Here is a 467-nt window from a genome sequence, read left to right as displayed (position 1 = left end):
CTGCCCGACCGTGTCGAACTGTTCGACCACTTGCGGCACCACGAACACCATCAGCGCGGTTACCACCGCCATCGCCACCACCGCCAGCACCATAGGGTAAGCCAGCGTAGTGATAATCTTGCCGTTAATCTCGGCTTGCCGCTCCAGCAGCAGCGACAGGCGTTCGAGAATGATCGGCAGCGCGCCTGACGTTTCGCCCGCCGACACCATCGCGCGGTACAAGGCCGGGAAGCTCCTGGCCTCGCGCGCCATCGCCTCGTGCAGCCGCCGCCCTTCGACCACGCCGGCATGGACCGATTCGACGATCGCGCGGACATGCTCCTGCTCGGTCTGGCGCGCGATCGTGCGCAGCGATTCCTCCAGCGGCGACACGCGGTTGAGCGTGGCAAGCTGACGTGTGAACAGCGTCAATTGCTTGGTGCTCATGCGGCGACGGCCAAGGCGCAGGTCAGCCAGCAGCGGCTTGC

General features: G+C 65.7%; 1 protein-coding gene. It reads right to left on the bottom strand.

What is annotated here, in order from left to right; all coding sequences use genetic code 11:
* Nucleotides 1-467, bottom strand: a 467-nt coding sequence (locus AACY19_RS27195) for a type II secretion system F family protein (protein ID WP_339454590.1), incomplete at both ends; no start/stop codon positions are given.

This window comes from Pseudomonas sp. EA_5y_Pfl2_R50, assembly GCF_963970475.1.
Taxonomy (GTDB): Bacteria; Pseudomonadota; Gammaproteobacteria; order Pseudomonadales; family Pseudomonadaceae; genus Aquipseudomonas.
Note: the sequence above shows the minus strand (reverse complement) of the source record. Positions and strands in the feature narration are given on the sequence as shown.